The sequence below is a fragment of the Geodermatophilus sp. Leaf369 genome, assembly GCF_001424455.1.
In the GTDB taxonomy this organism is placed as follows: domain Bacteria; phylum Actinomycetota; class Actinomycetes; order Mycobacteriales; family Geodermatophilaceae; genus Klenkia.
Window position 1 is genome coordinate 381634 of the sequence record NZ_LMQA01000004.1, and the last position, 23200, is coordinate 404833.

At 74.7% G+C, this 23200-nt stretch carries 29 protein-coding genes; 16 read left to right on the forward strand and 13 right to left on the reverse strand.

From position 1 onward, the window contains the following. The first annotated feature begins 47 nt into the window (after positions 1 to 47). Positions 48 to 881, forward strand: a complete 834-nt coding sequence (locus ASG36_RS18150; protein ID WP_055767199.1) for a phytanoyl-CoA dioxygenase family protein — start codon at positions 48 to 50, stop codon at positions 879 to 881. Positions 882 to 1018: 137 nt separating this feature from the next. On the opposite strand, the gene ASG36_RS18155 is transcribed toward ASG36_RS18150, so the two are convergent. Together ASG36_RS18155 and ASG36_RS18160 are read right to left on the reverse strand one after the other, a co-directional pair. Beyond that, complete coding sequence (locus ASG36_RS18155; RefSeq protein ID WP_157498927.1) at positions 1019 to 1210, reverse strand: hypothetical protein; 192 nt, start codon at positions 1208 to 1210, stop codon at positions 1019 to 1021. Between the two features lie 46 nt (positions 1211 to 1256). After that, the gene (locus ASG36_RS18160; RefSeq protein ID WP_235495230.1) at positions 1257 to 1652 is read right to left on the reverse strand and encodes a very short patch repair endonuclease; all 396 of its coding nucleotides are present in this window, start codon (positions 1650 to 1652) and stop codon (positions 1257 to 1259) included. Between the two features lie 100 nt (positions 1653 to 1752). Here ASG36_RS18160 and ASG36_RS18165 point away from each other — a divergent pair, with 100 nt between their 5' ends. After that, positions 1753 to 2760: a LacI family DNA-binding transcriptional regulator gene (locus tag ASG36_RS18165; RefSeq protein ID WP_055767205.1), complete on the forward strand. Its 1008-nt coding sequence runs from the start codon at positions 1753 to 1755 to the stop codon at positions 2758 to 2760. 3 nt (positions 2761 to 2763) lie between these two features. Here the strand turns inward: ASG36_RS18165 and ASG36_RS18170 are convergent, their stop codons facing one another. Next, entirely contained in the window at positions 2764 to 3246 is a 483-nt protein-coding gene (locus tag ASG36_RS18170; protein ID WP_055767208.1) for a hypothetical protein, read from the reverse strand. Positions 3247 to 3433: 187 nt separating this feature from the next. Here ASG36_RS18170 and ASG36_RS18175 point away from each other — a divergent pair, with 187 nt between their 5' ends. The 4 genes from ASG36_RS18175 to ASG36_RS18190 are packed head-to-tail and all read left to right on the forward strand — an operon-like array spanning position 3434 to position 8850. Beyond that, positions 3434 to 4327, forward strand: coding sequence for an SDR family oxidoreductase (locus ASG36_RS18175; RefSeq protein WP_055767211.1), 894 nt, complete (start codon positions 3434 to 3436; stop codon positions 4325 to 4327). Beyond that, positions 4324 to 6168 (forward strand): glycoside hydrolase family 15 protein, encoded by a 1845-nt coding sequence (locus tag ASG36_RS18180; RefSeq protein ID WP_082523268.1) that lies wholly within the window; start codon positions 4324 to 4326, stop codon positions 6166 to 6168. The genes ASG36_RS18175 and ASG36_RS18180 overlap by 4 nt, the downstream gene beginning before the upstream one ends. 46 nt (positions 6169 to 6214) lie before the next feature. Next, positions 6215 to 7603 carry an FAD-binding oxidoreductase gene (locus ASG36_RS18185; protein WP_055767214.1) on the forward strand — a complete coding sequence of 463 codons (1389 nt, stop codon included), beginning with the start codon at positions 6215 to 6217 and terminating at the stop codon, positions 7601 to 7603. A 26-nt stretch (positions 7604 to 7629) separates the two neighbouring features. After that, entirely contained in the window at positions 7630 to 8850 is a 1221-nt protein-coding gene (locus ASG36_RS18190) for an NAD(P)/FAD-dependent oxidoreductase (RefSeq protein WP_082523309.1), read from the forward strand. Between the two features lie 89 nt (positions 8851 to 8939). Here the strand turns inward: ASG36_RS18190 and ASG36_RS18195 are convergent, their stop codons facing one another. Next, the gene (locus tag ASG36_RS18195; protein WP_055767216.1) at positions 8940 to 9602 is read right to left on the reverse strand and encodes a hypothetical protein; all 663 of its coding nucleotides are present in this window, start codon (positions 9600 to 9602) and stop codon (positions 8940 to 8942) included. A 134-nt stretch (positions 9603 to 9736) separates the two neighbouring features. On the opposite strand from ASG36_RS18195, the gene ASG36_RS18200 reads away from it, so the two are divergent. Next, a complete protein-coding gene (locus tag ASG36_RS18200; RefSeq protein ID WP_157498929.1) occupies positions 9737 to 10168 on the forward strand; it encodes a YccF domain-containing protein in 432 nt (143 codons plus the stop codon). On the opposite strand, the gene map is transcribed toward ASG36_RS18200, so the two are convergent. Further along, complete coding sequence (gene map, locus ASG36_RS18205) at positions 10165 to 10935, reverse strand: type I methionyl aminopeptidase (protein WP_055767218.1); 771 nt, start codon at positions 10933 to 10935, stop codon at positions 10165 to 10167. The two genes, ASG36_RS18200 and map, sit on opposite strands and share 4 nt — an antisense overlap. 48 nt (positions 10936 to 10983) lie before the next feature. Here map and ASG36_RS18210 point away from each other — a divergent pair, with 48 nt between their 5' ends. The 3 genes from ASG36_RS18210 to ASG36_RS18220 are packed head-to-tail and all read left to right on the forward strand — an operon-like array spanning position 10984 to position 11773. Continuing rightward, positions 10984 to 11250, forward strand: coding sequence for a helix-turn-helix domain-containing protein (locus tag ASG36_RS18210; protein ID WP_055767222.1), 267 nt, complete (start codon positions 10984 to 10986; stop codon positions 11248 to 11250). Further along, positions 11247 to 11498 carry a hypothetical protein gene (locus ASG36_RS18215; RefSeq protein WP_055767225.1) on the forward strand — a complete coding sequence of 84 codons (252 nt, stop codon included), beginning with the start codon at positions 11247 to 11249 and terminating at the stop codon, positions 11496 to 11498. The genes ASG36_RS18210 and ASG36_RS18215 overlap by 4 nt, the downstream gene beginning before the upstream one ends. Beyond that, positions 11495 to 11773, forward strand: coding sequence for a hypothetical protein (locus ASG36_RS18220; protein ID WP_055767228.1), 279 nt, complete (start codon positions 11495 to 11497; stop codon positions 11771 to 11773). Before ASG36_RS18215 ends, ASG36_RS18220 begins: the two co-directional genes overlap by 4 nt. A 3-nt stretch (positions 11774 to 11776) precedes the next feature. On the opposite strand, the gene ASG36_RS18225 is transcribed toward ASG36_RS18220, so the two are convergent. Beyond that, complete coding sequence (locus tag ASG36_RS18225) at positions 11777 to 12529, reverse strand: hypothetical protein (RefSeq protein WP_157498931.1); 753 nt, start codon at positions 12527 to 12529, stop codon at positions 11777 to 11779. A gap of 171 nt (positions 12530 to 12700) precedes the next feature. Here ASG36_RS18225 and ASG36_RS18230 point away from each other — a divergent pair, with 171 nt between their 5' ends. Both ASG36_RS18230 and ASG36_RS18235 read left to right on the forward strand, forming a co-directional pair. Beyond that, entirely contained in the window at positions 12701 to 13087 is a 387-nt protein-coding gene (locus ASG36_RS18230) for a hypothetical protein (RefSeq protein WP_055767235.1), read from the forward strand. A gap of 152 nt (positions 13088 to 13239) precedes the next feature. Beyond that, complete coding sequence (locus tag ASG36_RS18235; protein WP_055767238.1) at positions 13240 to 14403, forward strand: RtcB family protein; 1164 nt, start codon at positions 13240 to 13242, stop codon at positions 14401 to 14403. A 60-nt stretch (positions 14404 to 14463) separates the two neighbouring features. On the opposite strand, the gene ASG36_RS18240 is transcribed toward ASG36_RS18235, so the two are convergent. Further along, complete coding sequence (locus tag ASG36_RS18240) at positions 14464 to 15432, reverse strand: hypothetical protein (RefSeq protein ID WP_055767241.1); 969 nt, start codon at positions 15430 to 15432, stop codon at positions 14464 to 14466. Positions 15433 to 15627: 195 nt separating this feature from the next. On the opposite strand from ASG36_RS18240, the gene ASG36_RS18245 reads away from it, so the two are divergent. Continuing rightward, complete coding sequence (locus tag ASG36_RS18245; RefSeq protein ID WP_055767244.1) at positions 15628 to 15864, forward strand: hypothetical protein; 237 nt, start codon at positions 15628 to 15630, stop codon at positions 15862 to 15864. Between the two features lie 6 nt (positions 15865 to 15870). Here the strand turns inward: ASG36_RS18245 and ASG36_RS18250 are convergent, their stop codons facing one another. The 4 genes from ASG36_RS18250 to ASG36_RS22930 all read right to left on the reverse strand — a co-directional run bounded on the left by ASG36_RS18250 (position 15871) and on the right by ASG36_RS22930 (position 18296). Beyond that, positions 15871 to 16860 carry an LLM class flavin-dependent oxidoreductase gene (locus tag ASG36_RS18250; protein ID WP_055767247.1) on the reverse strand — a complete coding sequence of 330 codons (990 nt, stop codon included), beginning with the start codon at positions 16858 to 16860 and terminating at the stop codon, positions 15871 to 15873. Between the two features lie 92 nt (positions 16861 to 16952). Next, entirely contained in the window at positions 16953 to 17654 is a 702-nt protein-coding gene (locus ASG36_RS18255; RefSeq protein WP_055767250.1) for a maleylpyruvate isomerase family mycothiol-dependent enzyme, read from the reverse strand. Beyond that, entirely contained in the window at positions 17651 to 18085 is a 435-nt protein-coding gene (locus ASG36_RS18260; protein WP_055767253.1) for a hypothetical protein, read from the reverse strand. The genes ASG36_RS18255 and ASG36_RS18260 overlap by 4 nt, the downstream gene beginning before the upstream one ends. Positions 18086 to 18161: 76 nt before the next feature. After that, complete coding sequence (locus ASG36_RS22930) at positions 18162 to 18296, reverse strand: citrate/2-methylcitrate synthase (RefSeq protein ID WP_162245209.1); 135 nt, start codon at positions 18294 to 18296, stop codon at positions 18162 to 18164. 95 nt (positions 18297 to 18391) lie between these two features. On the opposite strand from ASG36_RS22930, the gene ASG36_RS18265 reads away from it, so the two are divergent. Then, positions 18392 to 18829, forward strand: coding sequence for an SRPBCC family protein (locus ASG36_RS18265; RefSeq protein ID WP_055767255.1), 438 nt, complete (start codon positions 18392 to 18394; stop codon positions 18827 to 18829). On the opposite strand, the gene larA is transcribed toward ASG36_RS18265, so the two are convergent. Then, positions 18819 to 20093 carry a nickel-dependent lactate racemase gene (gene larA, locus ASG36_RS18270; RefSeq protein ID WP_055767257.1) on the reverse strand — a complete coding sequence of 425 codons (1275 nt, stop codon included), beginning with the start codon at positions 20091 to 20093 and terminating at the stop codon, positions 18819 to 18821. The two genes, ASG36_RS18265 and larA, sit on opposite strands and share 11 nt — an antisense overlap. A gap of 17 nt (positions 20094 to 20110) precedes the next feature. Here larA and ASG36_RS18275 point away from each other — a divergent pair, with 17 nt between their 5' ends. Further along, on the forward strand, positions 20111 to 21295 hold the full coding sequence (locus ASG36_RS18275; RefSeq protein ID WP_055767260.1) for a hypothetical protein: 1185 nt from the start codon (positions 20111 to 20113) through the stop codon (positions 21293 to 21295). On the opposite strand, the gene ASG36_RS18280 is transcribed toward ASG36_RS18275, so the two are convergent. Next, positions 21282 to 22211, reverse strand: coding sequence for an alpha/beta hydrolase (locus tag ASG36_RS18280; protein ID WP_157498935.1), 930 nt, complete (start codon positions 22209 to 22211; stop codon positions 21282 to 21284). The two genes, ASG36_RS18275 and ASG36_RS18280, sit on opposite strands and share 14 nt — an antisense overlap. 27 nt (positions 22212 to 22238) lie before the next feature. On the opposite strand from ASG36_RS18280, the gene ASG36_RS18285 reads away from it, so the two are divergent. Then, on the forward strand, positions 22239 to 23129 hold the full coding sequence (locus tag ASG36_RS18285; RefSeq protein WP_055767266.1) for an SMP-30/gluconolactonase/LRE family protein: 891 nt from the start codon (positions 22239 to 22241) through the stop codon (positions 23127 to 23129). Positions 23130 to 23200: the final 71 nt, after the last annotated feature.

The following is a 23200-nucleotide window of genomic DNA, read 5'->3' on the forward strand; positions in this document are numbered from 1 at the left end:
CCCGCGGGGGTGAGGCACGCCGGTCGAGCACGCGGGACCATCGCGGCATGGACGACGGCCTCACCCCCGACCAGGTCGCCACCTTCGAACGCGACGGCGCCGTGCTGGTGAAGGGCGCCTTCCCGGCCGTCCTCGCCGAGCGCGGACGACGGCTGCTGTGGCGCGACCTGCAGGCCCGCCACCCCGGCCTGGACCCCGCCGACCGCAGCACCTGGACCGACCCGGTGCTGCGGCTGGACTGGTCCGCCGAGCCCCCCTTCGTCGCCGCGGGCAACACCACCCGGCTGCACACCGCCTACGACCAGCTCGCCGGCGAGGGCCGCTGGAGCGCGCCGTTCGGCCTGGGCTCCTGGCCGGTGCGCTTCCCGCAGCCCGACCGCGACCGCGATCCCGGCGACGCCGGCTGGCACATCGAGGGCGGCTTCGCCCCGGACGACCCGGCCCGGGCCGCCGAGGGCTGGTGGACCAACCTGGCCTGCCGCGGCCGGGCGCTGCTGATGCTCTTCCTGTTCTCCGACGTCGGGCCGGACGACGCCCCCACCCGGGTGCGGTTGGGCTCGCACCGCGACGTGCCGCCCCTGCTGGTCGACGCCGGGGACGACGGCCGCTCGGTGATGGACGTGTCGCCGGACGCCGAGGCCGCCAGCCGACACCGGGAGGTGGCCCTGGCGACCGGTCGCGCCGGCGACGTCTGGCTCGTCCACCCGTTCCTGGTGCACGCCGCCCAGCCGCACCGCGGCGGGCCCGACGCCCCGGCCCGGTTCATGGCCCAGCCGCCACTGTCGGCCACCGGGCTGCTCGACCTCTCCCCCGCTGCCGGCCGAGCCACCCCGCCCACGCCGGTCGAGCGACCGGTGCTGGAGGCCCTCGGCCGCGGGTGAACCGATCCGGCGCCCGGGCCCGAACCCCGGGCAGCCGTGGGCCTGGCTCACGGTGGGACCTCTGTGGGGGGTCCGACGTCGACGGCCGGGAGGTCTCTCCCCCGGCCGTCGACGTCCCACCGCTCAGGTGCGGTGGATCAGCCGTTCCCGTGCCGGGCCAGTGCCGCCCGGCGACCGGCCGTCTCGGCCCGGCCGCGCGCCGACTGCGGGCGACGGTCGGAGCGGTCGCGCTCGGACCGGGAGTGCCGGCCCTCGTACGCCTCGGCGGCGAGCTGGCGCGCGGCGACGACCGAGGCCGGCTCGTCCCGGCCCACCATCCGTCCGCTCACGTGCCACCCCCACCCGTCCGGTTCCACCCGCTGCAGTTCCGTGACGTCACGGTATCGCCTGATCACCTCTGGTCACCAGTCCCCGTCCGAGTGCACGACACACGGCGTCGGCCACCTCGTCGGGGTCCTGGTGCTCCCAGAACCGCAGCACCCGCCAGCCGGCGTTCTGCTTGGGCAGGTGCCCGCAGGTCGGACAGCCGTGCCAGAAGCAGCCGTCGACGAACACCACCAGCCGCCGCCCCTTCCACACCAGGTCGCCGCGGGCCCGGGTGCCCCGGCCCGGCCGGACGTCGACCCGGAACCGCACGCCGCGGGCGTGCAGCCGGCGCCGCAGCGCGAGCTCGGGGGCGGTGTCCCGCCGTCCCTGCCGGCGGAAACGGTCGCGCACGGCGGCCGAGCTGGCCGCCGGGGCGCGGGCCAGGTCGACCGGTGCGGGTTCCACGGGCGGACCGTAGGACGGGGGTCCGACAGTCCCGACCGCCTTACGGCGTACGGCCGGGAGTTTGGGAGTCCACCGGGGCCGGTAAGCACCGGGAGTGCCCGTGACCCTCGCTGCCGTGGCTGCCCGGGCCGGGGTCAGCACCAGCACCGCCAGCCGCGCCCTGTCCGGGCACCCCTCGGTGCTGCCGGTCACCCGGGAGCGGGTCGCCGCCGCTGCCTCGGACCTGCGCTACCAGCCCGACCGGATGGCCAGTGCGCTGCGCACCCGGCGCACCCGGCTGATCGGGCTGGTGGTCAACAACCTCCGCAACGCCACCTTCCACGTCATCGCCGAGACGCTGCAGGCCTGGGGTGCCGAGCACGACCACCAGGTGCTCATCTGCACGACGGGGGGCGACGCCGCCCGGGAGGCGGCCTTCCTGGAGACCGTGCGGGCGCACCGGCTCGACGGCGTCGTCGTCGCCGGCTCCGGGGCCAACGGCGACCTGGTGAACGCCCTGGTCGACGAGGGCCGCGCGGTCGTGACGATGAACCGGCAGGTGCCCGGTGCCCGGGCACCCTCGGTCATGAGCGACTACGAGACCGCCGCCCGGATGGCCACCGAGCACCTGCTGTCCCTGGGCCACACCCGGATCGCCGCGATCGAGGGCCCGCCGGACGTCACCTCCGGCCGTCTGCACCACGCGGGGTTCGTCTCGGCGATGGCCGCCGCGGGCGTGCCGGTCGACGAGGAGCTGGTCCACCGCGGGGCCTTCGACGCCCGCTTCGGCATCGACGCCACCGGCGTCCTGCTGGCCCGGGACGAGCCCCCGACGGCGCTGCTGGTCACCAACCACGAGGCGTCCTTCGGCGTGCTGCCGGTGCTCGGCCGCAGCGCTGTCGACGTCCCCGGCGACCTGTCGGTCATCTGCACCGAGGACGAGCCGTTCTGGGACTTCTGGTCCCCGCCGCTGACCATCGTGGACAACCAGGCCGAGCTGCTGGCCACCCGGGCCGCCGAGCTGCTGCTCGCCCAGCTCACCGGGGACGACGGCCCGCCCGAGCCCACGGAGGAGCGCACCGCGCCCCGGCTGGTGGAACGCGGGTCGACCGCTCCCCCGCGGGCCTGAGGCTCAGACCCCGGTGAGGCAGAGGACGGTGCCGCGCTCGCCGGTGCTGCCCTCGAAGTAGGAGGCGGTGCTCTCCGGCACGGCGCGCAGGCAGGCGTCCTGGGCCTCGGTGGAGAGGTAGCCCTCGAGCACGCTGGCGACCCGGTAGTCGGCGTCCGCGGAGTCGCAGGAGACCGTCTCGATGCCGTCGTCGGCGCCGCGGGCCACGCAGTCCCCGACCTCGGTCGAGGAGCCCTGGCTGATCAGGAACAGCCCGACGACGCTCAGCGCCGCCACGACCAGCGCGATCGGGATCAGCAGCTTGGCGAACCCGGACTGCGGGGGCCGCGGAGCGCCCTGCGGACCGACCGGCCCCTGACCGCGGGCGACCTGCCCGGCCCACGGCGGCGGGCCCTGCGGCGGTCCCTGCTGTGGGTTCTGAGGGCCCTGCGGGTCCCGGGGATCCCACGGTCCCTGCGGCGGCTGGCCTCCGGTCGGCGTGCTCACGTGTGTCCTCCGTCGTCCCCCGGTGCCCGGACGGGCCCTGCTGGGGACGGCGACGAGGGTAGTGGCCCCGTGTGGGGGACCACGTGGGTCCGTCGGTGTGAGCCCACCCCCCGGGGGGAAGGGAGGAAGGACCGTTCAGCCACCAGCGGCCAGCCCCAGTCAGACCACCGCTCCGGAGGCTCGCCCCGTGTCCGACCAGTACACCTTCACCAACCCCGTCGACCAGTACCGCACCGACGGGTACCCCGAGAAGGGCATCGACGCCCCCGGTCTGGAGACCGAGCTCGACGTCCGCGCCGACCACGGCGACAGCAGCTACCGCGGGTCCGGCCGGCTCGAGGGCCGCAAGGCGCTCATCACCGGCGCCGACTCCGGCATCGGCCGGGCCGCCGCGATCGCCTACGCCCGCGAGGGTGCCGACGTCGTCCTGAACTACCTGCCCACCGAGCAGTCCGACGCCGAGGACGTGGCGAAGCTCGTCGAGGAGGCCGGCCGGAAGGCCGTGCTCGCCCCCGCCGACCTGTCGGTCGAGTCCGAGGCCCGCCAGCTCGTGGCCACCGCCGTCGAGGCGCTCGGCGGGCTGGACGCCCTCGTGCTCGTCGCCGGCAAGCAGACCTGGGTCGACGACCTGGCCGACCTGACCAGCGAGCAGTTCGACCAGACCTTCAAGACCAACGTCTACTCGGTCTTCTGGGTCGTGCAGGAGGCCGTGCCGCACCTGCCGGCCGGCTCCACGATCATCACCACCAGCTCGATCCAGGCCTACTCCCCCGCCCCCGGCCTGGTCGACTACGCCACCACCAAGGCCGCGATCAACACGATCAGCAAGGCGCTGGCCCAGCAGCTGGCCCCGAAGGGGATCCGGGTCAACATCGTGGCGCCCGGCCCGTTCTGGACCCCGCTGCAGGCCTCCGGCGGCCAGCCCCCGGAGAACCTGCCGGAGTTCGGCAAGGAGACCCCGATCGGGCGCGCCGGGCAGCCGGCCGAGCTCGCCGGTGCCTACGTGTACCTGGCCTCGGCCGAGTCCGGCTACGTCATCGGGGAGACCCTGAACGTCAACGGCGGGATGCCCACTCCGTGACACCTGCTCCCTCCGCTGCCCCCACCGCCCTGCGGTGGGGGCACGCGGGCCCCGCCCCGGTCACCGAGCGCGACACCCAGGGCTACGCCGACCTGCGCACGTACGGCGCCATCGGTGACGGCCGCACCATCGCGCTGGTCGCCCGGGACGGCTCGATCGACTGGCTGCCGCTGCCCTCCTTCGACTCCCCGCCGGTCTTCGCCGCGGTCCTGGACGCCGAGCACGGCGGGTGCATCGAGCTGCGCCCCACCACCGAGTTCACCGTCGAGCGCAGCTACGTCCCGCGCACCAACGTGCTGACCACGACGTTCCACACCGCCACCGGCAGCGCCCGGGTCACCGACGCGATGAACACCGGGGTCGCCGGCCGGCTGCCCTGGGCCGAGCTCGCCCGCCGCGTGGAGGGCCTGACCGGTGAGGTCACGCTGCACGCCGCCGTCCGGCCCGGCACCGCGCTGAACACCGTCTCCCCCTGGGTGCACGACACCCAGCACGGCGCCGTCCTGCGCGTCGACGGCCTGACCATGGCCGTGCGCACCGCCGGCTCCACCCTCGTCGAGGTCGGCGAGCAGCGGATCGACGTGGACTACACGACCTCCCCGGGGTCGCGGCACCTGCTCGGCCTCGTGGCCACCGAACGCGAACCGCTGTTCCTGGCCCGCCCCGAGGACGTCGACGCCGGCATCGACCGCACGATCGCCAACTGGGAGGCCTGGAGCGAGGCGTTCCGCTGGGAGGGCCGCTACGACCAGGAGGTCCGGCGCGGCGCGCTGGCGCTCAAGCTGCTCATCCACTCCCCCAGCGGCTCCATGGTCGCGGCCGGGACGACGTCCCTGCCCGAGGACCTGACCGGCGGGAAGAACTGGGACTACCGCTTCGCCTGGGTGCGCGACTCCGCCTACGCCCTCACCGCGCTGTTCCGGTTCGGGCTGCGCGAGGAGACCCACGGCGCGATGAGCTGGCTGCTGGACACCATCCGCCGGCACGGTCCCGAGCCCCGGGTCTGCTACACCCTCGACGGCGAGCTGCCCACCGGCGTCACCGAGCCCGACGTGCCCGGCTGGCGCGGCGTCACCCCGGTCCAGGTCGGCAACGCCGCAGCCGACCAGCTGCAGCTCGGGGTCTACGGCGACCTGTTCTCCATCGTCGGGCTGTACGTGGAGAACGGGAACGTGCTCGACGCCGAGACCGGCCGGATGCTCGCCGAGGTCGCCGACACCGCCTGCGACCGGTGGCAGCAGAAGGACGCCGGCATGTGGGAGCTGCACGACCCGCAGCACTACACGACGTCCAAGCTGGGCTGCTGGCAGGCGCTGACCAAGGCCGTCGAGCTCGCCGAGGCCGGGCAGATCCCCGGCGACCCGGCGCGCTGGAAGGCCGAGGCCCGGCGCATCCGCGACTGGGTCGACGAGCACGCCTGGGACGACGACCGGCGGGCCTACCGGATGCACCCGGAGACCGACGCGCTGGACTGCTCGATCCTGCTGCACGCGATCAGCGGCTTCGACCGCGGCGAGCGGATGAGCAACACCCTTGACGCGCTCCGGGCCGAGCTCGGCGCCGGCCCGCACCTGTACCGGTACACCGGGATGGCCGCGGAGGAGGGCGTGTTCCTGGCCTGCTCCTACTGGATGGTCTCCGCGCTGCAGCTGTGCGGTCGCGGCGACGAGGCGCACGCCCTCATGGCGGACCTCGCCGACACCGCCAACGACGTCGGCGTGCTGGCCGAGATGCTCGACCCGGCCGACGGCGCCTTCCTGGGGAACCTCCCGCAGGCGCTGAGCCACCTGGCGCTGGTCAACGCGGCGATCACCCTGGAGGAGCACACGCCCGACGCGTGAGACGTACGGTCGGGGCTGCTGGCGCGGCCGACCCACGGAGGACCACATGGCAGTCGACACCGACCTCGGGACGGTGGTGGAGGCGCTCCGTGCTGCCCTCCCCGCCGAGCGGTTGATCACCGACCCCGACGTGCTCGTCACCTACGCCTCCGACGAGGCGGAGTGGGCGCCCTGGGAGCTGCCGCTGGCCGCCGTCCGGCCGCGCACGGCAGAGGAGGTGCAGGCCGTCGTCCGGGCCTGCATCGCCCACCGGGTGCCGGTCGTCCCCCGGGGCGCGGGCACCGGGCTGTCCGGGGGCGCGAACGCGACGGCCGGCTCGGTCGTCGTCTCGCTCGAGGCGATGGACGCCGTCCTGGAGGTCGACGCGCTGGAGCGGTTCGCCGTCGTCCAGCCCGGCGTGGTGAACGACGACCTGCGCGCCCACGTCGCCGGGCACGGCCTCTGGTACCCGCCGGACCCGGCCAGCTCCCCCTGGTCGACGATCGGCGGCAACGTCGCCACCAACGCCGGCGGGCTGTGCTGCGTGAAGTACGGCGTCACTCGGGACTACGTGATCGGCCTGCAGGTCGTCACCGGCACCGGTGACCTCGTCCGGCTGGGCCGGCGCACCGCGAAGGGGGTGGCCGGGTACGACCTGACCGGGCTGATGGTCGGCAGCGAGGGCACCCTCGGGATCGTCACCGAGGTCACCGTCAAGCTGCGGCCGCTGCGCGACCCCGAGCGCACCGTGGCCGGCTACTTCGACTCCGTGGTCGCCGCCGGCGAGGCGGTCACCGCCGTCGCCGCCGCCGGGCTCACCCCGTCGGCGCTCGAGCTGGTCGACCGGCACTGCCTGGCCGCCGTGGACGCCTGGAAGAACATGGGCCTCACCGCCGACGCCGAGGTCGTGCTGCTGGGCCGGGTGGACACCCCCGGTGCCGCCGGCGACGTCGAGGCCGAGCAGATGCTGGCCGCCTTCTCCTCCGCCGGTGCGTCCTGGGCCGCGGTGTCCACCGACGCCGAGGAGGCCGACGCCCTGTTCAGCGCCCGCCGGCTGGCCTACCCCGCGCTGGAGCGGCTGGGCCCGCTGCTCACCGAGGACGTCTGCGTGCCCAAGGCCGCCGTCCCGGCGATGCTCGGCCGGATCGAGGCCATCGGGAAGGCCCACGACGTGCTCATCGCCAACATCGCGCACGCCGGAGACGGCAACCTGCACCCGCTGCTGAGCACCCCGCCCGGCGACGACGCCGCCCGCGACCGCGCCCAGCTGGCCTTCCACGAGATCATCGCCGCCGCGCTGGAGATGGGCGGCACCGTCACCGGGGAGCACGGCGTCGGCCTGCTCAAGCGCGACGGGCTCGCCGCCGAGGTGTCCCCCGCCGTGCTGGACATGCACCGCGCGGTGAAGGCCGCGCTCGACCCGCACGGGATCCTCAACCCGGGCAAGGTGTTCTGAGCCCTCCGGCGGGGCACGACCGGGTGGTGCAACGTGACTACGACTACCTGGTGATCGGCGCCGGCATGGCCGCCGACAGCGCCGCCCGCGGCATCCGCGAGCTCGACCCCGACGGCAGCATCGGCATCGTCGGCGAGGAGGTCGACCCCCCGGTCGCCCGCCCGTCGCTGTCCAAGAAGCTGTGGACCGACCCCGAGTTCACCCTCGAGCAGTCCTGGCTGGGCACCGAGGAGACCGGGGCGGCCCTCCACACGGCCACCCGGATCCGCTCGGTCGACCGCGCCGCCCGCACCGCCACCACCGAGGACGGCGACGTCTTCGGCTACCGGCGGCTGCTGCTGGCCACCGGCGGACACCCCAAGCAGCTCGACCTGCCTGACGACAGCCGGATCGTGCACTTCCGCACGATGGAGGACTTCCGCCGGCTGCAGGGCCTGGCCGGGGAGCAGCGGCACGTCGCCGTCGTCGGCGGTGGCTACATCGGCACCGAGCTGGCCGCGGCCCTGGTGCAGAACGACACCCGGGTCACCTTCGTCTTCCCGCAGGAGTTCGTCGGCGGCGCGTCCTACCCGCACGCGCTGGCCGAGCAGCTCAGCGAGACCTACGCCGCCCGCGGCGTGCAGCTGCGCCCGGGCACCCGGGTCACCGGCGGCACCGCGGACGCGCACGGCGTGCACCTGACCCTGGACGACGGCAGCACCCTGGACGTCGACGGCGTCGCGGTGGGCCTGGGCATCTCCCCGGCCACCACCCTGGCCGAGGACGCCGGGCTGACCGTGACCGACGGGGTCGAGGTCGACGCGTTCGGCCGCACCGAGGACCCCGACGTCTACGCCGCCGGCGACGTGGCCAACTGGCCGGACCCGATCCTGGGCCGCACCCGGGTGGAGCACGTGGAGAACGCCACCGACATGGGCACCGCGGTCGGGAAGGTGATGGCCGCGGACACCCTGGGCCGCGACGCCGAGCCCTACACGCACACGCCGTCTTTCTACTCCGACCTGTTCGACGCCGGGTACGAGGCGGTGGGCACGCTGGACGCCTCGCTGGACCTGGTGACCGACTGGGCCACCCCGCCCGGCACCGGCGAGGAGGCGGCCGGCGTCGTCTACTACCTCGAGGGCGACCGGCTGCGCGGCGTGCTCCTGTGGAACGTGTGGGACAGCACCGACGCCGCCCGCGAGCTGCTGGCCGCCGAGCGCGGGTACACCGCCGACGACCTGGTCGGGGCCATCCCCACCTCCTGACCCCAGGACGACGACAGCCCCCGCGGACCGTGGTCTGCGGGGGCTGTCGTCATGTCGCCGAGTCGACTCGGCGACACGGGGGTGCCGGGTCAGATGGCCTCGGCGCAGTAGACGCTGCCGTCCTCGTCGGGGTCGCTGCCCGACCACAGCGCGACACCGGAGGCGGCGTCGGACTCCGCGGCCACCGCGGCACAGGTGTCCGGGTCGTCGTAGAACTCGGCCTGGGTCATGTCCTCGTCGGTGCCGATCACCCGGTACTGGGCCTCGGCGTCGTCACAGTCCACGGTCTCGTAGCTGGAGCCGTCCTGGGTGATGCAGTCACCGATCTCGGGCTCGCCGCCGCCACCGAGGGCGTTGCGGCCGAACGCGACGGCCAGGGCGACGACCACGGCGCCGATGACCAGCGGCAGGCGCTTCTTCCAGCTCGGCTTCTCCGGCTGCACCGGGCCCTGGCCGGAGGCACCGGCGCCGGCCCAGGGCTGACCCTGCTGGTCCTGGCCGAAGCCACCCTGCTGGCCCGGCTGACCGAACTGGCCGGGCTGACCCTGCTGGGGCCCCTGCTGGCCGAACTGGCCGGGCTGGCCCTGCTGACCGAACTGCGGCGGGCCCTGCTGGCCGATCTGCTGGGGGGCCTGGCCGGGCTGCGGCGGGCCGGACGGCGGGGGCTGCTGACCCCAGCCCTGGCCGGACTGGCCGGCGTTCGGGTCCTGGGGACCGGAGCCGGTCGGGTCGTTCGGGCCGGGCGTCGTCATCAGGTGGAGCCTTCCAGTCGGACCGGTGAGTCCGGGACATCATGCCGGTCACCTGACACAGCGACGACACGACGTGCGCACAGAGTCACCCTCCCGGGGCGGAACTCCCGCGCCACGCCGGACGTGAGCCCTGCATGGACGGTCTGCGGCTCGTGCTCAACCTGGTGTGGCTGGTCCTCCAGGGGTGGGTGCTCGCGCTCGCCTACCTGCTGGCCGGGGTCATCGCGTGCCTGTTCATCGTGACCATCCCGTTCGGCATCGCCTCGTTCCGGCTGGCCTTCTTCGTGGTCTTCCCCTTCGGGCGCACCACGGTGCGCGACCAGCGCGCCGGGCTGGCCTCCGCGGTGGGCAACGTGGTCTGGTTCGTCGTCGCCGGCTGGTGGCTCGCGCTCATCCACGTCATCTCGGGCATCGGCTTCTGTCTGACGGTCATCGGCATCCCGTTCGGCATCGCCTCGTTCAAGCTCGCCGCGGTGGGCCTGGCCCCGCTCGGCAAGCGGGTCGTCGAGACCGCTCCCCCGCAGAGCTGGTTCGGCGCCGGCCAGGCCGTCACCGCCGCCCGTTAGGGCAGCGTCAGGATCCGGGGCCCGTCCTCGGTGATCGCCACGGTGTGCTCGGCGTGCGCCCCGGAGCTGCCGTCCACGCTGCGCAGCGTCCAGCCGTCGTCGTCCACGGTGTAGCCGTCGACCCCGCCGGCGGTGAACCACGGCTCGATGGCGATCACCAGCCCGGCCCGCAGCCGCAGGCCGCGGCCGCCCCGCCCCTCGTTGGGCACCGAGGGCGCCTCGTGCATGGTGCGGCCCACCCCGTGCCCACCGAAGTCGGTGTCGATGCCCACGCCGGCCGCCCGGCCCACCGCACCGATCGCGGCCGACACGTCGCCGAGCCGCCCGCCGGGCACCGCGGCGGCGATGCCCGCGGCCAGTGCCCGCTCGGTGGTCGCGATCAGCGCCAGGTCGGCCGGGTCGGCGGTCGGCCCGACCACGAAGGAGACGGCGGCGTCGCCGGTCCACCCGTCCAGCGTCGCCCCGCAGTCCACCGACAGCAGGTCGCCGTCGGCCAGCCGCTGGTCGGTCGGGATGCCGTGCAGCACCGCGTCCCCGACCGACAGGCAGAGCACGCCGGGGAACGGCGGGGTCTCCGGGAAGGGCGCGTAGCCCAGGAACGGCGAGGTGGCCCCGGCCTCGGCCAGCACCGTGCGGGCCAGCTCGTCCAGGTCGCGCAGCGTGCTGCCGACCGCGGCGTGCTCCCGGACGGCGGCCAGCGCGCGGCCGACCACCCGACCGGCCTCCCGCATCGCGTCGACCTCTCCGGGGGTGCGCAGCTCGATCATCGGGTCTCCTCCGTGCGGGACAACTATCCCGGTATTACTATCACGGCCATGGTCCGTCCCCCGCTCACCCCCGACGAACGAGCCCGCGGCCACCGCCTCGGTGCCCACCTGCGGGCCGCCCGCGGCGAGCGCTCGCTGCCCGAGGTCGCCGCGGCCTCCGGCATCGGCGTGGAGACCCTGCGCAAGATCGAGAGCGGCCGGGTGCCGACCCCGGCGTTCTTCACCGTCGCCGCCCTCGCCCGGGCCCTCGACCTGGACCTCGACCAGCTCGCGGCCGCACTCGACCCAGCCCCCGTCGGGGCGCTCTCCGCGTGAGCCGGACCGTGGACGACAGCGTGCTGTGCTCGGCCAAGGGGTGCCGCGCACCCGCCGTCTGGTCGCTGGTCTGGAACAACCCGAAGGTGCACACCCCCGACCGGGAGAAGGTCTGGACCGCCTGCGACGAGCACCGCGAGTCGTTGTCCCACCACCTCGCGATCCGCTCGTTCCTGCGCCGCATCGACCCGCTCGACGGCGCCCCCGCGGGTCACGATCCGACCCCGGGGACTGCCCCGGACGCGTGAAGACGGCTAGCGTCGACCCCGACACCTGGAGGTTCACCATCGCCGTACGTCTCGGACGCTGCGCTGACGACCACCTCGGCTGCCCCTGCAAGGGCGACGAGACCATCCACCGAGCACGCACCGCCGAGGTGCGCCACGCCCAGGAGACCAACTCCGAGGCGGCCGCCTGCCCCGAGTGCGGGGTGCAGACCTCCCCCGTTGCGTTGGTGACCTGGGGGCACTGCCGAGCCTGCCGGACGGCGGACTCCCGGGCGATGCGCCCGCTGCGCTGGTAGCTCTCAGCCCGACGCGCGGCGCGACGTCACCAGCAACGGGCCGTCGGGCGTGAGCCCGGCGAGCTCGGCGTCGGTGGGCACGTCGTCGACGTCGGAGACGGGGCCCTCCCACGGGGAGGGCTGATCGAGCAGCACCTGCGCGTGCTGGGCCGGTGCCAGGCTGGGGGCGGCGTCGGCGAGCAGGGCCAGGTCGGTCTGCAACCGGCGGTGCACGGCGCCGATCCGGCGCAGGGCGGCCCGGCAGGACGCCCGGTCACCGGTGGTGTCGAAGACCAGCTGGTCGACCAGCGACCGCTGCTCGGCGGCCGCAGCGGTCGGGTCGGCGCCGGCGGCGATCCGCTGGAGCAGGTCGAGGTGGGCGTGGTGCCGGAAGGCCGGGGGCTCCCGGCCCGGGTCGCGCGTGGTGCCCACCCAGGCCCGGTGCGCGAGCAGGCCGTGCTGGGCGAACCGGCGCTCGGCCCGGCCGGCGAAGCGGTGGTCGCGCAGCTCCCAGGTGGCGTGGCTGTCGTCGATCCGGAAGAACAGCAGCGCCAGACCGCGCTGGGAGAGCTCGCGCATCCGGGCGAAGGGCAGCGGGACGACGTCGGCGTCCCCGATGCTGCAGTACAGCGACCGGTCGGTGAGCACGGCGGTCCGGACGGTCGCCTCGACCGGCTCCTCGGCCAGGTCGCCCAGCGGCACGCAGTCGGAGACGGCGACGACGGTCTCCCCGTCGGCCAGCACGGCAGCCAGCCGCCCCGGCGCTCGTCTCGTCACCCAGCTCACGTTCCCGTCATCGACCGGGCAGCACGATCCTGAACCCGGGGTCCTCCGCACGGGTGACGTGGCGCGCACCCAGAGCCACCTCGACCGGGGTGTCGCGCCCCCGAACGGTTGAACTCTGGAGCACGACGAGCGACGTCCGGCGTGTCTGGGGACTCTGGGCAGGTGACCATCACCCCCGACGTGCTCGACGGCGAGCTCTCCCTGAGCGCCGCGGCCAACCGGTTGTCCTACCTCACGCGCAAGGACAGCGAGAACTCCGCCCGGGCGACCGCCCCGGCGCCGGCGAACACCGCCTCCGAGGTCTGGCAGGAGTTCCACGCCACCTCCACCGCGCTGGACACCGAGGAGGCCCTGGAGCTCCTCGCCCTCGGTGAGGTCATCTCCCGCAAGGCCCACGAGAGCGACACCGCAGCCGTCACCGCCGCCCGCCTCGCCGGCGCCGACTGGGCCGACATCGGCGCCGCCGTCGGCCTCAGCGGCCCCCAGGCCTGGGACGCCCACCGTGGCGACCTCGCCCCCGACCTCCTCGGCGAGCGCCCCACCTCCTGACCCCGGAGCACCACGAGCGCCCTTTTCGTCATCGACGAGAAGGGCGCTTCTCGTCGTCGGGGGCGGAAAAGCAGGGGCGCCGAGGGCGGACGACGGGTTCACTCACTCCTCGGCCGGCCGGCTGCCCATCTGCTCGACGACGAGGAAGGACCATGGAGACGATCAACGGACGCCTGCTGAACTGGGCGTCGATCCTGGAGGAGAACACCCGGGAGCAGGCCGAGCGCACCGCGTCCATGCCGTTCGTGTTCCCGCACGTGGCACTGATGCCCGACGCCCACCTGGGCCGGGGCGCGACCGTGGGCTCGGTGCTGCCCACCGACGGCGCGATCATCCCGGCAGCGGTCGGGGTGGACATCGGCTGCGGGATGGCCGCCGTCCGGACGCAGCTCACCGCTGCCGACCTGATCGGGCAGGACCTCGCTGTCCTGCACGAGCAGATCAGCCGCTCGGTGCCGCTGTCGGCCGGTCGGCAGAACAAGACCGTGCGGGAGACCGCGGCGCCGCGGGTCGCCGAGCTGCGCGCGATGGCCGGGGTCGACCAGGCCGACGCGGTGGCCCGGCACTGGCCGCTGCAGTTGGGCTCGCTCGGCTCGGGGAACCACTTCATCGAGGTGTCCCTGGACGAGCAGAACCGGGTGTGGGCGTTCCTGCACTCGGGCTCCCGCGGGGTGGGCAACAAGCTGGCCGCCCGGCACATCGCGGTCGCCCAGGAGCAGTGCCGCCGGCGGTTCATCGACCTGCCCGACCGTGACCTCGCCTACCTGGTGGAGGGCGAGCCGGAGTTCGACGCCTACCTGGAGGCGCTGTTCTGGGCGCAGCGGTTCGCGTTCCTCAACCGGGACGAGATGATGGACCGGGTGCTCGACCAGCTGGGTCGCTTCCTGGGTGTCGACGTCGTCCGGGAGGAGTCGGTCGGCTGCCACCACAACTACACCGCCCCCGAACGGCACTTCGGCCGGGAGGTGTGGCTGTCCCGCAAGGGCGCCATCTCCGCGCGGGAGGGTGAGCTCGGGCTCATCCCCGGGTCGATGGGGGCGGCGTCCTACGTCGTCACCGGCCTGGGGAACGTGCGGGCGCTGCACTCCTCGCCGCACGGCGCGGGCCGCAGCCACTCGCGGTCGGCGGCCCGGAAGCTGTTCGACCGGGCCGACCTGGACCAGCGGATGGCCGGGGTGGCGTGGGGGCACTCGGACGCGTTCCTCGACGAGCACCCCGACGCCTACAAGCCGATCGACCAGGTGATGGCCGACGCGGCGGACCTGGTCGAGGTGCGCCACACCCTGCGCCAGGTGGTGAACGTCAAGGGCGACTGACGCAGGAGCGCCCTCCTCGTCGATGACGAGGAGGGCGCTCCGTGTCGGCGCTGGGTGGGGTCAGCTGATGCCGACGGCCTGCTTCGCGAGGGCGGCGAGGGTCGTCTGCGCGGCGCTGACGACCGAGGCGCGGTCCTTGTGGGTCTCCTCGTAGCGGATGACGGCCTCGAGGTCACCGGCGTCGGTCAGGCCCTTCACGGCCTCGACGGTCTTGCTGACGCTGAGGGTGTCGTAGTCCTTCACCGGCAGCTCGGCCGCGTCGAGGGCACCGAGCTCGGTGCGCACCTCGTGGATCGCCTCGGCGGTCTCGGGGGCGTCCTCGCGGACGGCCTGGCCCTCGGCCTCCTTGAGGGAGGCGTTGCGGCCCACAGCCAGGGACTCGCGGACGGCGCCGGCGAACGTGGTCGCGCGGGCGGCGGCGGCGTTGACCTTCTCCTGCGCGGCGTCGGAGGCCTGGGTGGTGGTGTCGATGACCTTGTTGACCGAGTCGGCCACGTAGCGGGCCGGGAAGGCGGCCAGGCGGGTGGCACCACCGGCGACGCGCTGCAGCGGGGTGGCCTTCAGCGCAGCCGGGCCACCGAGGGCGGTCTCGGCGACGACGACGGTCAGCCACTCCACGGTGGCGGTGTGGGCGGTGATCAGCCGCTCGGCAAGCCGGACGACCTTGGGCAGCTCGGCGGTCTGGGCGAGCACCTTGAGGTAGGTGGCGCGGTCCAGCAGCTGGTGCTCCAGGGAGAGGTCGGACAGCAGGGCCTCGTCGAGCGGGCCGGCCTGCTCGACGGTGGCCTTGAGCACGGCGCCGAGGCGGCCGAGGGCGGGGGTGACGACGTCCGGCACGCCACCGAGGGAGCGCAGCTGGGCGGCGATGGCCTCGGTGCGCTGGGCGGCGTTGTCGGCGTTCTGGAGGAGCTCGCGGCGGACGGCCTCGGTACGGGCCTGGGCGACGCGGGTGCGGGCGACCTGCTCCTCGGTCTGCGTGAGCAGCAGGAGGGCGCGCAGCTGGGCGGTCAGGATCGTGGTGTCGGCCATGGGGACTCCAAGGGGTCTGTGGGTGGGACGGTCCTGCTGTCCCCACTGTGCACCAGTGCTAACCACAGCAAGCACCCTGCTAGCGGTGTGATGGCTCACGTGACCCGGCCCACCTCTGAGGCGGGTGGGGCTGCTGGGGCGGGACACGCCCCGACCTCCGCCGTCGACCGCGTCCTGCGGGTCAGGCTGCCGGACATGGGTTTCCGCTACCGGACGGCGCGCGCCGAGATGATGGTCGGCTCGCTCGTCGGCGGCGGCACCCGGCCCACGCTGATCGGCCCGGCGCACGCCACGATCGGCAGCGCGGCCGGGGGACGACGCAACGCCCTGTGCGGCGCCTACGTCACCCACGACGACGACGCCGCGTGGCCGCCGGACCCGGCGCAGATCGGACACCTCTGCCCGACCTGCGCCGAACTGGCGACCTGGTGAGACCGCTCAGGCGCTGACGGTCTCCATCGCCTCGGCCAGCAGGGTGGTCGAGCGCAGCCGGCCCTCCAGCGTGGAGGAGGCGTGCCCGACGATGACCTCGTCGGCGTCGGCGAAGCGACGGAACTCGGTGAGCTGCTCGCGCACCTCCGACGGCGTGCCGACCGCGGAGTGGGTGAGCATCGAGTCGATCTGCCGGCCGGCACCGGAGTCCAGCAGCAGCTGCGCCTCCTCGTCGGTGAAGGTCTTGCCCCGGCCGAACAGCGAGGTGGCCCGGATCCGGCGCATGCCCTCGAACTCGGCGCGGGCGGCCTCGGTGGTGTCGGCGGCGACCACGTTGGCCCCGGCGATCACGTGCGGGGCCTGCAGCTGCAGCGAGGGCTGGAAGTCCCGGCGGTAGATCTCCACGGCCGCGCGCAGCGCCTGCGGGGCGAAGTGCGAGGCGTGCGCGTAGGGCAGGCCCAGGGCCGCGGCGAGCTGGGCGCCGAAGGTCGAGGAGCCCAGGATGTACAGCGGGACGTGCGAGCCGCGCCCGGGGATGGCGTCGACCCCGGGCACCCGGGTGTCACCGGCGAAGTAGGCCTGCAGCTCCAGCACGTCCTGCGGGAAGCGGTCCGAGGAGCGCGGGTCGGTGCGCATCGCGTACATCGTGTTCTGGTCCGAGCCGGGCGCGCGGCCCAGGCCCAGGTCGATGCGGCCGGGGTACATCGCGTCGAGGGTGCCGAACTGCTCGGCGATCACCAGCGGCGAGTGGTTGGGCAGCATGACCCCGCCCGCGCCCAGGCGGATCGTCTTGGTGTGCGCCCCGACGTGGGAGATCACCACGCTGGTGGCCGAGGAGGCGATGCTCGGCATGTTGTGGTGCTCGGCGTACCAGACCCGGGTGTAGCCCTGCTCCTCCGCGCGCTGGGCGAGAGCGACGCTGGCGGCGATGCTGTCGGTGACCGTCTGGCCGGGGGCGACGGGCGCCAGGTCGAGGACGGAGAGCGGGAACGACATGGGGGTGGGGCCTTCCTGGTCGGAGCGGAGGACCTCGCGGCCCTCCTCCGGTCGAACACCTCTCCCCCGGTGGCATTCCCGGGCGGCGCGGCCTAGAGCCAGGCGGGCAGGACCGGGAGGGGCCCGTCGGCGGTGAGGTCGGCGCCGTCGGAGCGGCCGGTCGCCCAGGCCAGGACGGCGGGCAGCTCGCCGGAGACGGCCAGCGCTCCGGTGCCCCAGGTGCGGTCCCCGGCGAACAGGACGACGTCGGGCACCTCGTCGCGGCGGTCCCACATCCGGAACACGTCGTCCACCAGTGCGGCGGCGAGCTCGTCGGGCACCTCGTCGAAGCCGACGCCGGCGTCGAGGTCGACCGCGTGCACCCACACCTCGCGGCAGCGCATCCACGGCACCTCCGTCGCCGGCACGGCTCGGCCCTGGGCGGTGCGCACCTGCGCGGACCAGGCGTCGTCCGGGAGGGCGTCGACGGCGGCGGCCAGCCGGACCACCGAACCGAGCACCTCGCTGCGGAGGTCGGCCGGGGACAGGGCGGCGGCGCTGTCGATGCCGGCCGCCCGGGCGTCGGCGGAGGCGTACATCGGGGTCTCCACCCCGGTGCGGGCCCAGGTCAGCAGGTTGACCAGGGCGTCGGCGTTGCGGGCCACGTGGGCCAGCAGCCGGTGCCGGGTCCAGCCGGGCAACAGCGACGGGGTGTCCAGCTCCTCGTCGGTGAGCCGGCCCAGCGCGGTGGCCAGGTGCTCCTCCCCCGCCGCCCACCAGGCCAGCACCTCGGTCGGGGCGCCCGGGGCGGTCACGGGCGGGGCCCGGCCAACGTCCGGGCGGTGGCGGCCGCGCCGTCGTCCAGGCCACCGGTGCCCGAGCGCAGGTGCAGCGCGGTCTGGTCGGCGATCCAGCGCTGGTGGGCGTCCCAGGCCTGCCCGGCGTCGCCGTCCAGCGCGGTGGCCACGTCGGCCCAGGTGGCGCCCTCGCGGAGTGCCGCGTGCATGCCCAGGTGCCGGCTGTCGTGCGCCTTGCGGAACACGACCTCGCCCAGGGCGAGCAGCTCCAGGGCCTCGTGCCGGTCCAGCGTGGTGCCGGTGTTGCGCAGGTCGGCCAGGAAGTCGTCGGCGTCGGCCGGGGCGGTGCTCTCCACGACGCCGGCGTCCCGCCGGGACAGGAAGTCGATGCGGTTGGCTGCGGTCACCAGGGTGACCTCGGACTCGAGTTCGCGGGGGGTGACGGTCATGCCCCCACCCTCCCGCACACGGCCGACGGCCGCCGCCCCCGGGAGGGGACGACGGCCGTCGGTCACGCGCGTCGGGTCAGACCCGGCCGCCGCCCTTGTTCCGGCGGTCGGCCACGAACTTCTTGACCTTGGCCTGGTTCTCCGGCTTCTGCGCCATCTGGATGGCCTTCTGGGCCGCCTTGCCCTTGAGCAGTCCGCTGAACAGCCCCATGAGGACCTCCTCGATCGATGTCTGAACCGCTGGTCCCTGCCCGCGGTGGCGCAGGTGCACACACCAACGACCTGCGGGCTCGTAGCGTCGGTGGCATGGCCCCCCGTTCCGTCTCCGGCACCGCCGTCGTCCCCGCTCCCCCGTCGGTGGTCTTCGACCTGCTGGCCGACCCGCGCCGGCACGCCGAGATCGACGGCTCGGGCACCGTGCAGGAGGTGACGTCGGGGCCCGACCGGCTGTCGCTGGGCGCCCGCTTCGGGATGGGCATGCGGATGGGTGCGGGCTACCGGGTGACCAACCGGGTGGTCGAGTTCGAGGCGGACCGGCTGATCGCCTGGCGGCACGTCGGTCTGCACCGCTGGCGCTACGAGCTGGCGCCGGTCGAGGGCGGCACCCGGGTCACCGAGACCTGGGACGCGACCCGCTACCCGGCGCCGGTGTTCTGGGTGCTCGACCGGCTGGGCTTCCCGGCACGGAGCCGGGAGGGCATCGCCGGCACCCTGCCGAAGCTGGCCGCGGCGGTCAGCTCCTGACGTAGGGGATGGTCTGCGGACCCTCGGGCAGCACGCACACCGTGGCCGGCCGGCCCAACCGCGCCGACTCCGCCTCGATCGCCGCGGCGATGTCCGGGGCGTGCCCGAGGTGGGCCTCGGCGAGATCGGCCGCACTCAGCCCGTCGGTGTGCACCGCGACCCGGTGCGCGGCCTGGATCCGGGCCTGCACCTGCACCTGCCACTGGTCGGGCACCGTCTCCGGCCGCGCGGCGATCATCGCCAGCAGCTCCTCCGGACTGCCGGCGCTGGTCAGCACCTCCCGGTACGAGCCGTGGTCGGGGAAGCCGTCCTCGCAGGCCGCCGCACAGACGATCAGCCCACCCGGCCGGCACACCTGCGCCGCGGCGGACATGCCCTTGACGGCCTGGTAGAGGTTCTGGTCCAGCGGGAAGCCCGACCCGGTCGTGACGACGACGTCGAACGGCGCGTCCACCGGGGCCATCGCCACGTCCCGGGCCCGCTCGACCGCCGCGGCGTGCATGGCCAGCAGGTCCCCGCCGAAGGCCGCGATCACCTGCTGGTCGGCGTTGAGGATGACGTCGAAGCCGAACGTGGTGCCGGTGGCCGCGGCGATCGCCCGGACGTCGTCGTGCACCGGGTTGCCCTCCACCACGCCCCAGGTGGCCCGGTCGCTGCCGATCCGGGCCGCGTCGTGCAGCACGAGCACGGTGTCCAGGCCGGCCAGCCCGGGGGCGACCATCTTCGGGCCGCCGGAGAACCCGGCGAAGAAGTGCGGCTCGACGAACCCGGTGGTGATCCGCACGTCGGCCTCGACCCACAGCGAGTTCAGCGTCACCGGGACGCCGTCCCCGTGGGTGCCGACGTCGGTGTGCGTGCCGGTGGCCCGGGCGTCGTGGTCGACCACCCGCACCCGGTCGAGCACCGCCCGGCCGAACATCGCCTCCAGCTCGGCCGGGGTCGACGCGCGGTGGGTGCCGGTGGCGACCAGCACGACCACGTCGGCGTCGTCGACGATGCCGGCCAGTTCGTCGAGCACGGCCGGGACCATCAGGTGCCGCGGCTGGGCCCGGGTGACGTCGCAGGCCGAGATCGCCACCGTCTGCCCGGGCCGCACGCGCTCGCGCAGCGGCGGCCCGGCGACCGGTGCGCGCAGTGCCCGGCGCAGCTCGGCGGCCACGTCGGGAGCGGCGTCGTGGTGCACCGGGGTGACCACGACGGCGTCGTCGGGGACCTCCACGGTCAGTCCGGTCCGGCCGTAGGCGAGTCGCACGGTCTGGGTCACGCTGCGAGCATGCACCGGTGCGCTCCCGTCTCGCGGTCCTGGTCTGCCTGCTCACCCTGACCGCCTGCGGCGGCGGTGGGGACGACGACGCGGCGTCCGGGCCGCCCCCGGCGGACGCGCTGCTGACCCTGGACGCCTCGACCGACCTGGGGTTCGCCGAGACCGGGGGCACCCTCGCCGTCCAGCTCGCCGCGGTGGACAGCACGGGCACCCCGGTGCTGGTCGGCCGGCAGACCGGCGCGTCGGCGTCCTTGTCCCGGGGCCCCGACCTCGCCGGGGCACCGCCCCTGGTCTCGCTCGGGGAGTACGGCACGCTCAGCGCGCTGGCCGTGGCCCCCGACGACACCGCGGTGCTGCTCGGACTGGCGGCCCCGGGCTCGGACAACCCGGTGCCCTCGGTGGTCCGGGTGGCCCCCGACGGCACCGAGCAGGCGCTGCCGATCACCGGGCCGGCGCCCACCGAGGGCCTGTCGTCCTCCGACGTCGGCTTCAGCGCCGACGCGAGCCGGGCCGCGCTGGCACTCGCCCCGCGGGACAGCAGCCAGGGCTTCCCGCAGTCCACCGGGGCCCTGCAGCTCACCCTGCTCGACACCACCACCGGCGCCCAGGTCGCCTCCCTCGCCGTCCCGCTGACCGACCCGGCGGCGATCGTGCCGGGGCAGCCCGACCCGGTGCGGGTGGACGACGTGGCGATCGGCCCCGACGGCGGGGTGACCGTCGCGGTGACCGTCGCCGGGGCCTCCCAGCTGCTGCGCTACGACGCCGCACTGTCCCCGGTCGGCGCACCGGTCGAGCTGCCCCGGCTCGAGGAGTTCGGCGGGTTCCTCGGCATCGGCCCCGACGGCACCGCCTACGTCACCACCACCGGGTCGGCGGTCGAGCTGGTGCGGGTGCCGACCGGGGCGACCGCAGCCGAGACCGTGGCCACCGTCGCCGAGGGTCCCGGCGGGGTGACCGGCATGGTGCTCGGTCCGACCGGGGACTACGCCTACCTGGCCGGGGTCACCGACATCGACCTCGGGGTGACGGTGCGGGCGGTCGACCTGGCCACCGGGGAGACGACGCCGGCCACCCAGCTGTGCGCCGAGGGCGGCACCCGCTCGCCCACCCTGGACCCGACCGGCACGTACCTGCTGGTGGACGGCACCTGCAACGAGCCCACGCTGCTCGAGTCCTTCGTGTGGACGCTCACCGCGGCCTGACGGCCCGGTCGAACGCCGCGCACATCAGGTCGTAGGCCGTGCGCGTGGACTGCGACTCCGGCGCGATCCCGTCGAAGGCGTGCGGGATGCCCGGCAGCAGGTGCAGCTCGACCGGCACGTCGGCGGCCACCAGTCGCCGGGCGTAGGCCAGCGCCTCGTCACGCAACGGGTCGTTGCCGGCCACCAGCAGGAACGCCGGGGCCAGCCCGCTGAGGTCGGTGGTCCGGTTCGGGAAGACGTACGCGGGGGTGTCCGCCCGGCCCTGCCGGACGTTGGCGACCACCTGGGCGACCTGCTGGCCGTCGATCACGGGGAACGCCGGCGACAACCGCGAGGGGTGCACCCGGTCGTCGGTGTTGGGGTAGAACGCCAGCTGCAGCGCCGGGGGCACCGCGCCCCGGTCCCGGGCGATCTGGGCCATGGACAGCGCGAGCGCCCCGCCCGCGCTGCTGCCGGTGACCACCACCCGGGCCGCGTCGACGTCGTCCCGCTCGGCGGTCCAGCGCACCGCCGCCCAGCAGTCGGCCAGCATCGTCTCGGCCGGCACGTCCGGTGCCATCCGGAAGTCCACGCTCACCCCGACCGCGCCGCAGCGGCGGGTCAGCTCCACGCAGCGCGGGTGCTCGGTGTCCAGCGACCCGAACGACCAGCCGCCGCCGTGGAACAGCACGTAGGCCGGGCGGCCGGGGGCCGGCGTCGTGGGCCGGTAGACCCGCACCGGGACGGCGTGACCGTCCTCCCCGGGCAGCGTCGTCTCGGTGATCTCCACGCCCTCGACCGACTCCGGCAGCGGCCCGCGGGCCCGGGCGGCGGCGATGAACTCCGGGTCGGTCATGTCCACCGCAGCCCGGCCCAGGAACGGGCTGGCGTCCATCACCGCGCGGACGTCGGGCTGCCAGGTCTCTGAGGCGCGCATCACACCCCCGACCCTAAGGTCGGCCCCATGACGCTCACGACCCTGCTCACCGGTGGTTCGTTCTTCGAGGGCCCGCGCTGGCACCAGGGGCACTGGTGGGTGTCGGACTTCTACCGCGGCCAGGTCCTCCAGGTGTCCACCGCCGGGGAGGAGACCGTCGTCCTCGAGGTGCCCACCCAGCCCTCGGGCTCGGGCCGGCTGCCCGACGGGTCGCTGGTGCTGGTGTCGATGACCGACCAGCGGCTGCTGCGCTGGGACGGCAGCGAGCTCGCCACCTACGCCGCGCTCGCGCCGTACTGCGGAGGGCTGCTCAACGACCTGGTCGTGGATGCCGCCGGGCACGTGTTCGTCGGCGACTTCGGCTTCGACCTGATGGCCGGTGGCGCCCCCGGCCCGGCCAGCCTCAAGCGGGTCGACCCGGACGGCACCATCACCGTCGTCGCCGAGGACCTGCTCTTCCCCAACGGCATGGTGATCACCGCCGACGGCGGCACGCTGCTCGTCGGGGAGACCCTGGGCAACCGGTACACCGCCTTCGACCTGGCCCCCGACGGCGCACTGTCGAACCGCCGGGTGTGGGCGCAGTTCGGGCCCGAGCCGACCGGCACGACGACCGAGGAGGTGCTCGGTCAGCTGGTGATCGCCCCCGACGGCTGCACCGGGGACGCCGAGGGCCACGTGTGGGCCGCCGACGCGGTGGGCGGTCGCGCCGTCCGGATCGCCCCGGGCGGGGAGGTCGTCGACGAGGTGCGGGCCCCCGAGGGCCTCGGTGTCTTCGCCTGCGCCCTCGGCGGGGACGACGGCCGCACCCTGCTGCTGTGCTGCGCCCCGGACTTCCTGGAGCACGCCCGCCGCCCGGTCCGCGAGGCCGTGCTGCTGACGACCACCGTCGCCGTCCCCCACGCCGGCCGCCCCTGACCCCGCCCCCGACGACAAGCGCCCTTCTCGTCAGCCGTCCTGACGAGAAGGGCGCTTCTCGTCGGGGTGGG

Coding starts and splice junctions, on each gene's coding strand:
- ASG36_RS18150 (WP_055767199.1), top strand. CDS start 48: ATGGACGACGGCCTCACCCCCGACCAGGTCGCCACCTTCGAACGCGAC.
- ASG36_RS18185 (WP_055767214.1), top strand. CDS start 6,215: ATGGCAGTCGACACCGACCTCGGGACGGTGGTGGAGGCGCTCCGTGCT.
- ASG36_RS18195 (WP_055767216.1), bottom strand. CDS start 9,602: ATGACGACGCCCGGCCCGAACGACCCGACCGGCTCCGGTCCCCAGGAC.
- ASG36_RS18200 (WP_157498929.1), top strand. CDS start 9,737: ATGGACGGTCTGCGGCTCGTGCTCAACCTGGTGTGGCTGGTCCTCCAG.
- map (WP_055767218.1), bottom strand. CDS start 10,935: ATGATCGAGCTGCGCACCCCCGGAGAGGTCGACGCGATGCGGGAGGCC.
- ASG36_RS18210 (WP_055767222.1), top strand. CDS start 10,984: ATGGTCCGTCCCCCGCTCACCCCCGACGAACGAGCCCGCGGCCACCGC.
- ASG36_RS18235 (WP_055767238.1), top strand. CDS start 13,240: ATGGAGACGATCAACGGACGCCTGCTGAACTGGGCGTCGATCCTGGAG.
- ASG36_RS18240 (WP_055767241.1), bottom strand. CDS start 15,432: ATGGCCGACACCACGATCCTGACCGCCCAGCTGCGCGCCCTCCTGCTG.
- ASG36_RS18245 (WP_055767244.1), top strand. CDS start 15,628: ATGGGTTTCCGCTACCGGACGGCGCGCGCCGAGATGATGGTCGGCTCG.
- ASG36_RS18250 (WP_055767247.1), bottom strand. CDS start 16,860: ATGTCGTTCCCGCTCTCCGTCCTCGACCTGGCGCCCGTCGCCCCCGGC.
- ASG36_RS18260 (WP_055767253.1), bottom strand. CDS start 18,085: ATGACCGTCACCCCCCGCGAACTCGAGTCCGAGGTCACCCTGGTGACC.
- ASG36_RS22930 (WP_162245209.1), bottom strand. CDS start 18,296: ATGGGGCTGTTCAGCGGACTGCTCAAGGGCAAGGCGGCCCAGAAGGCC.
- ASG36_RS18265 (WP_055767255.1), top strand. CDS start 18,392: ATGGCCCCCCGTTCCGTCTCCGGCACCGCCGTCGTCCCCGCTCCCCCG.
- ASG36_RS18280 (WP_157498935.1), bottom strand. CDS start 22,211: ATGCGCGCCTCAGAGACCTGGCAGCCCGACGTCCGCGCGGTGATGGAC.
- ASG36_RS18285 (WP_055767266.1), top strand. CDS start 22,239: ATGACGCTCACGACCCTGCTCACCGGTGGTTCGTTCTTCGAGGGCCCG.